10 protein-coding genes are annotated in these 13,569 nt (G+C 46.2%); 1 reads left to right on the top strand and 9 read right to left on the bottom strand.

The features are described from left to right. Window positions 1-8: 8 nt before the first annotated feature. Both KFO40_RS16920 and KFO40_RS16915 read right to left on the bottom strand, forming a co-directional pair. Complete coding sequence (locus KFO40_RS16920) at window positions 9-3,188, bottom strand: efflux RND transporter permease subunit (protein WP_087322053.1); 3,180 nt, start codon at window positions 3,186-3,188, stop codon at window positions 9-11. 14 nt (window positions 3,189-3,202) lie between these two features. Continuing rightward, window positions 3,203-4,309, bottom strand: a complete 1,107-nt coding sequence (locus tag KFO40_RS16915; protein ID WP_195564055.1) for an efflux RND transporter periplasmic adaptor subunit — start codon at window positions 4,307-4,309, stop codon at window positions 3,203-3,205. Window positions 4,310-4,532: 223 nt separating this feature from the next. On the opposite strand from KFO40_RS16915, the gene KFO40_RS16910 reads away from it, so the two are divergent. Further along, window positions 4,533-5,444, top strand: coding sequence for a helix-turn-helix domain-containing protein (locus KFO40_RS16910; protein WP_004313768.1), 912 nt, complete (start codon window positions 4,533-4,535; stop codon window positions 5,442-5,444). 87 nt (window positions 5,445-5,531) lie between these two features. Here KFO40_RS16910 and KFO40_RS16905 read toward each other — a convergent pair whose 3' ends face one another. The 7 genes from KFO40_RS16905 to KFO40_RS16875 form a co-directional block, all read right to left on the bottom strand. Beyond that, window positions 5,532-6,542: a type II toxin-antitoxin system HipA family toxin gene (locus tag KFO40_RS16905; protein ID WP_049701447.1), complete on the bottom strand. Its 1,011-nt coding sequence runs from the start codon at window positions 6,540-6,542 to the stop codon at window positions 5,532-5,534. 2 nt (window positions 6,543-6,544) lie between these two features. Next, window positions 6,545-6,868 (bottom strand): HipA N-terminal domain-containing protein, encoded by a 324-nt coding sequence (locus tag KFO40_RS16900; protein WP_004308471.1) that lies wholly within the window; start codon window positions 6,866-6,868, stop codon window positions 6,545-6,547. An 11-nt stretch (window positions 6,869-6,879) separates the two neighbouring features. Beyond that, window positions 6,880-7,074 carry a helix-turn-helix domain-containing protein gene (locus KFO40_RS16895; protein WP_004298788.1) on the bottom strand — a complete coding sequence of 65 codons (195 nt, stop codon included), beginning with the start codon at window positions 7,072-7,074 and terminating at the stop codon, window positions 6,880-6,882. Window positions 7,075-7,882: 808 nt separating this feature from the next. Continuing rightward, window positions 7,883-9,922, bottom strand: coding sequence for a fimbrillin family protein (locus KFO40_RS16890; RefSeq protein ID WP_211146617.1), 2,040 nt, complete (start codon window positions 9,920-9,922; stop codon window positions 7,883-7,885). A 30-nt stretch (window positions 9,923-9,952) separates the two neighbouring features. Beyond that, entirely contained in the window at window positions 9,953-10,426 is a 474-nt protein-coding gene (locus KFO40_RS16885; RefSeq protein ID WP_061447914.1) for a hypothetical protein, read from the bottom strand. A 12-nt stretch (window positions 10,427-10,438) separates the two neighbouring features. Then, window positions 10,439-11,620 carry a glycoside hydrolase family 88 protein gene (locus KFO40_RS16880; RefSeq protein ID WP_117683662.1) on the bottom strand — a complete coding sequence of 394 codons (1,182 nt, stop codon included), beginning with the start codon at window positions 11,618-11,620 and terminating at the stop codon, window positions 10,439-10,441. A gap of 15 nt (window positions 11,621-11,635) precedes the next feature. Next, window positions 11,636-13,567, bottom strand: coding sequence for a heparinase II/III family protein (locus KFO40_RS16875; protein ID WP_117683612.1), 1,932 nt, complete (start codon window positions 13,565-13,567; stop codon window positions 11,636-11,638). Window positions 13,568-13,569 lie beyond the last annotated feature (2 nt).

Below are 13,569 nucleotides of genomic sequence, written 5' to 3'. Positions count from 1 at the left end.
TCTTTCATTTATTTACGTTCGCGTTCAACTTCACTCTTTTCTTTCTCTAAAAGCACCTGCACATCTGGTTCCTCTTCCATCGGTTTGCGGATTTTCTCCTGCAAAAACTCAAAGATGATGTAGAAAACCGGAACGACAAAGAGCAATGCCAGTGTCCCGACAGCCATACCGCCCACAACACCCGTACCCAACGAACTGTTGCCATTGGCACCTGCACCGGAGGAGAACATCAGCGGAAGCATACCGAAGATCATCGTCAACACCGTCATCAGGATAGGACGCAAGCGGACTTGTGCGGCAGAGTAGGCAGACTCCACGATACCCATTCCCTTGCGGCGACGTTCTATGGCGTACTCCGTAATCAGAATGGCCGTCTTAGCCAGCAAACCGATCAACATAATCACACCTGTCTGCAGATAGATATTATTCTCCAACCCGAGTATTTTGGCGAAAAGAAACGACCCCATCAGTCCGAACGGCACGGAGAAGATAACGGCAAACGGTATGAGGAAACTTTCGTAAAGACAGGCCAGAATCAGATAGATAAGGAAGATACAGATGGCGTAAATGAAAACCGTCTGCGCACCACCGCTACTTGCTTCTTCGCGTGCCATACCACCATATTCATATCCGTAGCCTGCCGGCAAAGACTGTGCAGCCACTTCTTCAATCACTTTCTGCACCTCGCCGGAGGAGTAACCGTCGGCAGGATTCACATTGGCGGTGATGGTGCTGTAAAGATTGAAACGGTTAGCCGTTTCCGGTCCCAGCACTTGTTTCAGCGTCACGAACTGGCTCACCGGAGCCATCTGCGTACCATTGCGTACAAACATATTATTCAGTGCCTGCTCGTCGAGGCGATATTCAGGCGAAGCCTGCATCATCACACGATATACTTTACCATACTGGTTATAGTTGGAGATATATGCGCCACCGCAATAACTGCCCACCGCATCGAGCACCGCACTCGGCGAAATTCCTGCACGCTTACATTTGGCAGCGTCCACTTCCACCGATATCTGCGGGAAGTTGATAGCATACGATGTATAAGCCATCGCTACCTCCGGACGCTCGTTCAAAGCACCGAGGAATTGTATAGCCGCTTCATAGAACGTAGCCAGTTCTCCACCCGTCATGTCCTGAAGGTTCAGTTCGAGGGAGTTACCCATACCGTAACCCGGAATCATGGCAGGCTGGAAGCTGAATACCTGCGCTTCCTTTATCGCCTGGAATTGTCCGTTGAGGCGGGACACCACAGCATCCGAGCTATGCTCCTTGCCCTTTCGTTCGCTCCAGTCTTTCAGGCGGATAATAATCGTACCGTACGAAGTTCCCTGACCGGATATCAGTCCGTAACCTGCTACGCGGGCATAGTGTTCTATTTCGGGGGTATCTTTCAACATATCTTCCAGGCGGTCCATCACTTTCGTGGTTTCTTCGAGCGTGCTTCCCGGTGAAATGCTGACATTCACCATTATGACACCCTGGTCTTCCTGCGGCACAAGTCCCGTTTTGGTAGTACTCATCAGGTAAACCAGCAAGGCAACGGCAACAGCCAGCGAAGCCCATACCATCCAGCGATGGCGGATGAAGAACATCACTCCTTTCTTATATTTACCCAATACGGCATTGAACGAAGCATTGTAAGCAGCACGCACTCGTCCGTTGATGCTCTTAGCGCTCTTGGTTCCGTCCGACGGGCGCATCATGATGGCGCACAAAGCGGGACAGAGCGTCAAAGCCGAAACCATCGAAATACCTACGGCGGTTGCCATCGTGATACCGAACTGTGTATAGAATACGCCCGAAGTACCTCCCATGAAGGTTACGGGAATAAACACGGCCATAAATACACAGGTACAGGAGACAATAGCCATCGTCACGTCGCCCATTGCATCTTTCGTGGCAAGATAAGGAGATTTATATCCGGCATCGAACTTGGATTGCACGGCCTCCACCACCACAATGGCATCATCCACCACCGTACCGATGGCAAGCACCAGCGCAAACAGTGTCAGAATGTTCAGACTGAAGCCCGCAGCCACCAGACAGGCAAACGTACCCACCAACGACACAATGATAGAGATGGACGGGATCAGCGTACTCTTCAGATCCTGCAAGAAGAAATAGACCACGAGGATGACCAGAATGATGGCAATGACTAATGTCTCCACCACGTTGTGTATGGAGGCGAAAAGGAAGTCATTGGAACTCATCATCGTGACGAACTCCGTTCCTTCCGGCAGATTCTTCTCCATCCGCTCTATCTGCGTAGTGATTTCTTTGTTGACAGCGGTAGCATTGGAACCTGCCGTCTGGAATATCATATAAAGAACGGCAGGCTGACTGTCCATCTCACTGCGGAAACTATACGTCATCGTACCCAGCTCCACCTCTGCCACATCTTGCAGGCGAAGTATGGAACCGTCTTCGCGCGAACGGACAACCGTGTTCCGGAATTCTTCCACGCTTTTGAGGCGTCCGCGATATTTCATCGTAAACTGGAAAACATTCTTCGAGCTCTCGCCCAATGCACCAGTGGGAGCTTCAATGTTCTGCTCACCCAATATGGCGGTAATGTCCGACGGAACCAGTCCGTATTGCGCCATTCGTTCCGGTTTCAGCCAGATACGCATACTGTATGTATCACCCAGCTCCATCACGTCTCCCACTCCTTCGATACGTTTAATCTGCGGAATGACATTGATGTCCAGGTAATTGGCAAGGAACGTCTGGTCGTATCGACCGTCCGTGCAGACCAAAGCACCAATCTGCAAGAAGCTGGTCTGCCGCTTCATCGTGCTGACGCCGACTTTCGTTACTTCAGCCGGAAGCAATCCCTGTGCTTTCGCCACACGGTTTTGCACGTTGACTGCCGCCATATCGGGGTCTGTGCCCTGCTTGAAATAAACTTGTATAATAGCCAAACCTGCATTGGAAGCACTGGAACTGATATACATCATGCCTTCCACACCGTTGATACTCTCCTCCAGTGGCATGATGACACTGTTCATCACTGCCTCGGCATCGGCACCCGTATAACTGGCAGTTACATATACCGTTGGAGGCGCAATGTCAGGATATTGCTCCACCGGCAGCGTGAAGAGCGAAATAAGCCCTATGGCCAGAATCAGGACAGAGATGGAGATAGCCATCACCGGCCGTTTTATAAACACATTTCCTTTCATAATCAATCTCCTTCTTATTTAACTTGCGTGCCTTCGCGCACCAGTCCGGCGCCTTCCGATACGATTTCATCACCTGCTTTCAGTCCGTCCAGCACCACATATTCGCGCCCGTCATTGTTTTCGGCCACTGTTATCAGGGTAGAGACAGCCTTCCCGTCCACTACCTTATATACAATCGTCTTATCCTGCATCTTCACGGTGGCCGTCTGCGGGATGGCGATACAGTCTTTATAAATGCTCGGCACTACCACCGTGCCCGATGCTCCGCTATGAAGCAACCGCGATTCGTTGGGAAACACCACGCGCGCCACCACAGTACCCGTTTGCCGGTCGATGACGCCGCTGATGGATTCGATGACACCTTTCTTATCATAAACCGAATTATCATTGAGGCGCAATTCCACTTCCGGCATGTTCTTCAAGGCTTCGTCCATGTCGCCATACTGGCGGGTGAGGGCAAGCAACTGATTCTCGGTCATGGAGAAATAGACATACATATCCGAGTTGTCGCTGACCGTAGTAAGCGGATAGGGCATATTGGCACTTACCAATGCGCCTGCACGATAAGGCAATGCGCCTACGACTCCGTCACTGGGACTTTTCACCTCGGTATAAGAGAGATTGTTGCGGGCACTGATCTCTTGTGCTTCGGCCTGCGACAGTTGAGCTTTGGCGGTGAGGTAAGAATTCTCGGCCGTTTTCAGGCTGAATTCCGAAACTACTTTCTGCGCATACAGTTCTTTGTTGCTCTTGTAGGTCAGTTCGGCAGTACCCAGCGCGGCACGTGCTGCTTCCACATTGGCAATGGCGGTTTTGAGTGCGGCCTTGTAAGGCACCTGGTCGATAATGAAAAGCGATTGCCCGCGGCGCACTTTCTGTCCTTCGGTCACACAGAGTTTCTCAATCGTTCCCGACACCTGCGGATAGATATCAATATCCTGCCGCCCACGTATGCTCGCCGAATAGGAAGAAGAAAATTCCTTATCCACCGCTTCTATCTGCATTACTGCATAAGAAGAAGATTTCACTCCCGCATCCGATGCCTGCTTGCAAGATGCCATCCACACTGTACAACCGACAATCCCTATCAGCCGTATCCATTTTTTGCTTACTGTAATCATACTTTCTCTTTTGATCTTTTGTTAAATCCTGGACAAAAGTAGGAGAAAAGAACAAGGCAAGAGTGACCAATTTCCCTCCATAAATGTCCCATTTTCGCCATTTACGTTTATTATAGCTAACTATTTGGTAATAAACGACATATCAAACAAATCTGAAGAAGTATGGGACATTCTGTTTTCCCGATTATTCACCAACTTTGCAAAAAGTAAAAAAGGAAAGAACATGGAAAAAGAGAACATTATAACGGTGGATATAGAAGATTTTAAAGACAGTCAGCACGTCCTTGATTATATTGATGATGACTTTGCGATAGTCAACAGTCTGGAGGGGACTCCTTATAGTAATGATACAATCAAACTGAATTGTTTTCTCATCGCGGTTTGTATAGAAGGGTGCATCCAGTTAGACGTCAACTACCGGACCTATAAGTTGCAGGCGGGCGAGCTGCTGCTCGGTCTACCCAACACGATTATCAGCCATACAATGCTAAGTCCTAAATATAAGGTCAGGCTTGCCGGATTCTCTACCCGTTTCCTGCAACGTATTATTAAAATGGAAAAGGAAACGTGGAATACTGCCATTCATATCCACAACAATCCGGTGAAGTCGGTTGACAACGGGGAGGATCAAACAGTCTTCGGATTCTACCGGGATTTAATTATAGCGAAAATAAACGATGAGCCTCATTGTTACCACAAAGAAGTGATACAACATCTCTTCTCCGCTATCTTTTGCGAAATGATGGGGCAGCTTCATAAGGAAATCGAAGCTTCCGGCAACATGGAAGGTTCGAAAGAAGGCATCAAACAGGTGAATTATATTTTGCGGAAGTTCATGGAACTGTTATCGAAGGACAAGGGTATGCACCGTTCGGTGAGTTATTTTGCCAACGAGCTTTGCTACACTCCGAAGCATTTCTCGAAAGTCATCAAACAGGCGTGTGGCAGAACTCCGTTGGATTTGATTAACGAAACTACCGTGGAGCATATCAAATACCGATTAAAACGTTCGGAAAAGTCTATCAAGGAAATTGCCGAAGAGTTCAACTTCCCCAATCAGTCCTTTTTCGGGAAATACGTAAAAGCGCATTTGGGAACATCACCGGCCAATTATCGGAACAGAAAAGAAGAATGACAAAAAGAACAGATTCTTATGTTAGACAAATCTTTTTGGGGATCTTGTTCATCTTAATATAAAAAAAGAGTAATAATGTGCACATTATTACTCAATAACACTAAGATAGCTCCCGACTCTTGACTTATACATAAGTCTATATTGCTTTTTCAATTCTTTAGAGAGAAAAGAATGTTCAATCAGTTGATCAGTCAATTCATATATCTTACTATATTTTTCGAGACAAGAGTTTACCAAACGCTCGGGTAGACCTATTTTTAAGCCAAAGTGATAAAAAGTCTTCCCAGTAACCGCCGATGCACCACCGAAATAATCCGGTTCAGGATTAACAAACAAACCTTTGCTCATGGCAAAGATACCATCGTTTATATGGAGATGAGTATTCAATAAATCGTAAGCAGGAGATAGGCGGAATCTTCCTTTCTTCTCTTCCAATAAAGAAAAGTTCTTTAAATGGGCATCGCCGTTAGAATAGACAAAGTTGAACAAGATAAGTTCAAAAAAACGCAATTTATCCACTTGGGGGACAGAGCTGTATTTATCTATAATTCTTGCAAACTCTTCATAGGCCAGATTGTCATATTTATAATCGGAACCTCCATTTTTCCTGGTAAGCCCGGCTAAAGAAGCAAAATCCTCCTTTTGTAACTTTCCTTTCTCCGACAAATCAAAACGTCGTACAAAATAAGCAGGGGTTCCGTCCTGAAAAAAGCATAATCCATTAGGAGCTGTCGGAATCCCATATACTTGCGCAGCTATCTGCATTGTCAAATGTTCGTTGGCAGGACAAAACTCCTTGTTACGGAGATTATTGGGAACAGGCTTTAATATGAATTCGCCCTGTTCTCCCTCTTTGGTCAATCGCAATATCCCGTCATCGGCAACTAAAGAATACTTAATCTGGACTCCAGAAACGGATATGCGTTTGCTATTGTTATTGAAGAGATCAATACCGACATTATCGTCAAAATGCCTGTAAGGTAATTCACAAGATATATTTTTCCCATCAGAAAGCTGCTTCAAGGCTTTGGGTGAATATCCGCTTTCTCCACCAGTCTCCCGTAAAAGTGAGGGACAAATATGAATATCAGTTTCCATTATCACATTTTTTTAATTGTTATTGCTCCGATTGTATCTGTATGGGCAGTAGCCAGAAGAATACCAAAATCATCCTCTTCATCAATATGCAGGTTTCTAGCTTGAATAATCCGATTATCCCCTTCAGATGTCATATTAAAAAAGACAGGGAAAAGATAGGAAGAGGTATATTCCTGCTGTGTCTTGGGCATGGTCAGTGAGACAGCTGGGAGTTGTGGATTATTATAATAGTCCGTATCATAACAGAATGAATAGTGTTCACGATCTATTTCTGTTAACAGACCGGCATAAATACCTTTTATATAGACTTTGGCAGATCGACTCATATGTGTGTCTATTATTGAATATGAATACTAAGTCCTAAAGTTTTCAGGACATTAAAAAGAACATCGAAGCGGGGATTACCACTTCCACGTTCCAAGCGGACCAAAGCATTAATCCCTATTCCTGCAAGAGTTGCCAACGTAGCCTGGTCCAATCCCAACTCTTTACGCCTTTCGCGAATATGTTTTCCTATCTCTATTAAATCCATAATTCACCATATATAGTGATTTTCTCACAAAGATAGAATCTTTTTAGTATAAAAACAAGTAAATTCACCATATACAGTGAATTTGCACATAAATAGCATAGTATTAAAGCATACTATCATGCTTTTCACCATATATGGTGATTTAAAAGAGATACATGCTTATAAAGGAAAGACATTGATTGCTGAAAGAAGTGCCAACATGAAGAATTGTATATTTTACCTATCCTGCTCTTTATATTTCGAGCCCTTCCTTGCACTTCATGAAAAACGCCCTCCATTTAGAGTTACAGATTTCGCAAATAACACAAAATAGGCATTATTAGCAAACAAGTTACAATAAAAGCAGTTAATCAAAAGCATAAATAGCTATCATATCACAAAGGATATATCAGATTGCTATTTATAAATAGGCAGTAGAAAAAGACAAAGTAGCTCAATATATCCTCTTCAAAAACCCAATTCAGCTTCCTTTAAAAGAAACCGATGGTTTGATTATAGCAAACGGAAGGTTTGTTTAAACCAAACGGAAGGTTTGATTACGGCAAACGGATGGTTTAGTTACACCATATCGTGCATATTTCAAGGAAATAAATACAAGATAAAGAGAGATAATGCATATTCTTGCAATTGTTCATGCAGTTTATTTTCTATTTGGCCCTTTTCTTTCTTTCCTTTTTCTGTGAAGTTCTTAAAAACAGAACAGATTCCCCGTTATATGAAAGTACCTTGTATCCGGAGACAGGCAGAAACTTTCATATAACGGGGAATTCTATTTCATATTCTCAATGAAGAGAATCCATGAAGAGAATCAACGATTCTCGGTATCTTTCATACAACGCACGGAGAATGCATGGGAACGACCGGAGGAATGTGTCCAGGTCTTATCGGAGACTTTATAATACAGAGAAGTAGCTCCCTGATCCTTGTCATTTCCATAACTGCTTGCCGATGAGTTAGACCAATAACAAGCGGCTCCCTTAGCGGTATCCAATCCTGTATTGTTACCACTATTACCGCCGTTAGAACCCCACTTACAACCTGCCAACGGCCAATATGCGTAATTCGTACCGTCATAGCAATATTTAAATACCGCAGTTGCGCTCTGTTTCACAAATTCTCCTTTCTGCTCTATCTCATCCAATACTCGGGGAGATACAACCCGGTAGCCTTTCGGACAAGGATCATAAATAGATTTATGACCGTCAGAAGGATTGAGATAAGTGCTCGATTCGTTCGGATTACCCCAGAAGTCATCTTTACGATCGGTACGTGCACCGGTCCATGCACCCAGATACCAGTCGGATTTTGTATTCTCCACATTATTGGTATAAAGCAACGCACGAGGATTTTCTATAGAGAAGCGGACGTTGGTGGCTTCGGTAGGTATATTAGTACCTACGGTTCCCGACCAGCCGACCGGCGTAGGACGTCCCCATTGGAAGTAAACACCGTTTTGCTTCCAGTTGTCTCCTTCACACGTCATATAAGTACCCAGATTACGATCCAACACTACATATCCCGTATTACCATAAGGATGTTCTGCCGGAGTAGGGGTCATCCAGATAATAAAACTCCAGATGACGGTAGTCTGATCCGCTCCATAGATAGCCACCTGACCGCAACCGCCAGGTAGTCCGGCGTATGTTTGAATCCCTGTTACCGTAATCGTATAATCACCATTCACAGGAGTAATATCTGTAGCAGAGCCGTTTACCCGAACCATTTTATTCGCATTACCCAAATCGCAATTAAGTATAGTCTTGGCATACTTGGGTTCTTCCACTTCCATGAAATTACCACGGGCTTTCACATTTATCACATTATCCACACCTTCTGTTGAAATATTCGTCAACAGACAGTTGGACTCGCCATAAGCCCATCCTCCTGCCAATAAACGTGTCTCTACCGGCTCATACCATTCGCAGGAGTTATCCGAAAGTTTCAGGTTGTTGACAGCAATCGTATTGACAGCATTGGCTTTCAGTTGCTTTCCTTCTTTGAGAATAGGAATGGTAACAGTCTGCTGGTCATTCTCCAGAGTGATGACAATGTACACTTCTTTGCCACTTAAATCGGCAGGATATGTAGTCAGGTATATATCCTGTGCGGAAGCGAGCAGTTCGGGAGTAGTCAGTGAAACAGTGGCATACGGTTTCACATCCGTACCGTAGGTCAGTTCGTCCGTATCCAAATCTGCTGTGAATACACCGGAAAGAGGAGTTTTTGTCTCCTTGTCATATAAAGAAACACTCTTTAGCTTGTACGTAGAAAGCTCCTGGGACGAGATGCTGAACTTCACATAAGCCATCGCATGGTTCAACGTAAATTTAGCAAGCATATCCGGACTGCTGACCGTAGCCTTGGCAAACGCAAAACCATACTTTCCAATATGATGGCTATCGCCGGGACGACTTTGTTCCTGCTCAACAGACAGGGTAGAAGTAATCTTGTTGCCATTTTCGGCCAGTTCCGTACTTGCCCGGTAAGGATAGTAAATAAGAAGTTCCGTAGCTCCTTCTTCCGCCATTTTCACGTCGTCCGAAGTAAAGACACCGGAGTTTTGTCCGATCGACTCATCACTCAATAAAGACTGCACATTATTGATGTCGGTCCCTGCCGTACGGGAGAACACACCCAAGGCATCCCCTTCGCTCCAAATCACCGGATAAACATCCCCTGTTTTGTCACCGATAGAAACACGTGTCTGCGGAGACGAAAGTCCAACCAATGTCAGACATGAACCTGCCGTTGCCGGTTCTTTGCCGTTATCGGACGAAATAAGTTCGTCCTGCGTGCAACTTGTCATCATGAGAATCATTGCACCTATTGCAAATAATCTATTTTTCATACCATTCATTCTTTTGAGTTACACCATTCTTTACCATTCATTCTCTTCCAGATCACCGGCAGAACCGCCGTCACTCCATGCTCCTTCCGTTCCTGAAGCTTTCCAGGTCTGGAAAGCGGAACACACGGCACGCCCTTCGGCATTATAGGCGATGATCGCACTGATGTAATTCACTCCCGGACGTAATCCTTCGGTGATTTTACGCGTATAGGGCAGAGATACGGGTTCTCCGTTCTCTTCTACAAATTTCACCAGTTTCACTTCAATGTTATAGTCAAAACCGATGTCGGCCACCGGATAGAATTCAATGACTTTCGCTCCGAACGTAGTTCCTGTTTGCTGCTCGGAAGTAATCAGAGCCGTATTGTCCGCAATCTCCGAAACTGTCAGGTTCATGGTGGGAATGACACGCGGAGCCGAATCATCCTTGTCCGAGCAGGAGGCAGTTATCAGCAGTAGTACGAAGATAAATGCCATATTTATATATAAGTTCTTCATAATCATATTGTATTAGTTTTATTTTTGTAGATTCTTATACCGCAGCAATGCTTCTAAAAAGTAATAATCGGCATACGTCAGGGGGACATCCACTTCGCTTTTATCAGGAAGTGCACCCACGCTGTGCTTCAGGATGAAACATTCGTTCGTACCCGGTTCTGCCAGATACTCTTTCGAGGCAAGCGTACGGAGTTGCTTTTCTGCCATGGCAAGATAAGATTCCTTGGCCTCCGTGCCGGGGATATAACGGCTTAGTTCGATAAAGGCGGAGGCCATGATAGCCGCTGCGGAAGCATCCCGATAGGTCTGTTCTTCTACCGGAGCGTCGAAATCCCAGTAAGGAATACCGTCGGCAGGCAAACGGCGGAGCAGCATATCGGCGATATGCCCGGCTTGCAACAGATAATTCTGATACCCCGTCAAGCGGAACATCATCGTATAGCTATACAAGGCCCATGCTTGTCCGCGGCTCCAGGAGGAATCGTCCGAGAAGCCCTGCACCGTTTGCTTGCCGCGCACTGCACCTGTTTCAGGGTCATAATCCACCAGATGATACGTGGAATAATCATCCCGGAAGTGATGCTGGATAGTGGTATTGGCATGCGTACAGGCAATGTTCTGCAAAGAGTCGTCGGCATAGGCTTTCGACATGGACAACAGCAGTTCAAGATTCATCATATTGTCAATAATCACCGGGAACTTCCAGTCACAGCCTTTGCGCACAAAGTCCCAGCTACGAATCACACCGGCAGCAGGATTGAAGCGGGTTGACAAGGACTTGGCGCCCTGATAGAGCACTTGTTTATAAGCCTCATTACCTGTCAGCCGGAAAGCATTGCCATAACTGCAATTCAACTGGAAACCGACATCATGATCTCTGGTCACGTATTGTATAGAGTCGAGTTTCAGCGTGTTCTTCTCGGCCAGTGTTTTCACTGCGTCCTTCCGGGTATATTCGTAGATATACCAAAGGGAACCGGGATAGAAGCCGCTGCACCACCAATAGATATTTGAGGGAACAAACTCACCGTCGGCAGAGAGCGTGCGGGGAAGTGTCTTTTCTGTCAGGCGGGTGTCCATAGTCGTGTATTGTTGCTCCGCAACGGCAAATACACGGTCAATCAATGCCTCCATCGGCTCCTGCTTCGTGCAGGAGGCCAATGTCAAAAGTCCGAGTATAGATATTAATAGGATTCTCATACGTTCCATTCTTTTTTATTTAGGGGACAGGGTTGTGGTAAATGTGGCGGTCTGATTGGCGGTGACCGTTGCTTCAAAGCCGACCATATAGGTGCCCGGATTAGCCTGGTCATAAGAGTTCTCACTGGTGGTACTCCATTGCTTGTAGGTAGGCTTCACGCTTCCGCTGGCTGTGAGATACATCACTTTGCTTCCGTTCGTTAGTACGATGCGGTTACTTTCCACCGTCGGAACGGCAGGCGTCACCATACACCAACGCACTTTGGCGGATTTATCCGTTCTTGCCTTGATCTCATCCATAACCACTAAATCTTTATCGTTCACGATTTTCACGGTACGGGTAGCGGACGCCGCCTGATCGGACACTACTTCAGTCAGATCGAAAGTGGCTCCCAATTCCGTAGCGGTATTGATAGTAGTAGTCAGTGTAGCCACCCCATTTACCCGGTGACGGGCGTCGTTGATTGAAATCGTGCTATGATTCAAGTTATTCAGGCGGAATACATCCCAACGCATCGAGTTCTGTCCCATATCCCAAAGATTACCACCCAAAGCTGACAATTTCGACTCGAGCGTTGTATAACTTTGCAGACCGAAATCCATCGACCAGCGCACTCCATACGCGTCGTACACAAACGAACCGGCATCCATGTGTCCGTGGCTCGAACCTGCCTTGCCACCTTTGATTCCGAGGTATTTATCCGTATCGGTGTACGTCCAGTCGGTATGTACCATCACCACGGGCGTTTCCCCTTTTCCACTCCATAATTTATTGGAAGGAGCGGAGATTGCATCCAGATTCAGATTATTGGCAAACGCCATAATCATCGGCAACAGGCGGTTTTCGGCACAGGAAGCGTATTCGCCGTTCTTCAGCATTTTCAGCTCATTATATAATAAGGATGGATTACTGTATTTATCGGCAAACCACCACGAAGCCAATGCCGCAGTAGAAGAGGGAGCACAGTCGGAATAATTAAAGAACTTGCTGTTCAAGCCTGTCATATACAGCATATATTCTGCCGTTTTAGAGAATCCCGGTGTATCGGAAAGCCCGTTATCCGTGCCGAGCGTACTGTTAAGGGCGGCAAGCATCAATACCTGATAGAGCGTGCCGTAACACCAGTAACTGCTGCCCTCCGGATAGTTGCCGTCGGGAGAGTACATCACTTCCAATGCAGGTTTGTTGGATTCCAATGCCTTTTCAATCATGTCCTTTGCTTCGGAAGGATTGTTTTCATAAGAAGCCAGTGCCGCACAGACCAGTCCGCCATTACAAACCTGGTTCCAGTTGTTGGTGGCTTCGTAGAAGTTGAGGTTCCAGTTCTTGTTCTGTGCCTGTTGGAAGGCAAACTTCAACAGCGCGTTGGCCGCTTTTGTACGGGTGGCTGCGCTTAGTTCGTTGTAGAGCCAGTCGTAGCCGAACGCAACAGCCGTAGCCATTTCGCCTACATCGAGAAAGTGGCGTTTCGAGTTCCAGTCGGGAAAGTTGCAGACAGCGTTCATATCCGTCTCCGCTTTAGTCAGGTATTTGGCATCGCCGGTCATCCGGTAGGCATAAGCGCAGGTGAAAATACGCAGTAACGCGTCGCGGGACACATCGAGGATACGTTTGTTGCTGGCATCCAATTTATAAGTCAGTGCCGTGGCGTTCATCCCTTTGCTGTTGCATACACTCATAATGGTATTATGGAGCAAGGTCAGATTGGCACTCGAATTGGCATCCACTTTGGCTTTCAACGCAGTGAAGGCCTCGGCGTTCATCAACAGGCGGGGATGATTATCCGCGGTCAGTTTGGAATAATCCAGTCCGCCCTCCGGTTCCGTGGGGTTCGGTTTCTCATGGGTAGATCCCGGACGGAATCTGTTCTCATCTTCATCGGAACAACTAACGGCTGTTCCTACAAAGAAAGCTATGATGATTGTTTTAAAAAGAATCGTTTTCATGG

The sequence above is a fragment of the Bacteroides sp. 1001302B_160321_D4 genome (genome assembly GCF_015667765.1).
Classification (GTDB): Bacteria; Bacteroidota; Bacteroidia; order Bacteroidales; family Bacteroidaceae; genus Bacteroides; species Bacteroides xylanisolvens.
Note: the sequence above shows the minus strand (reverse complement) of the source record. Positions and strands in the feature narration are given on the sequence as shown.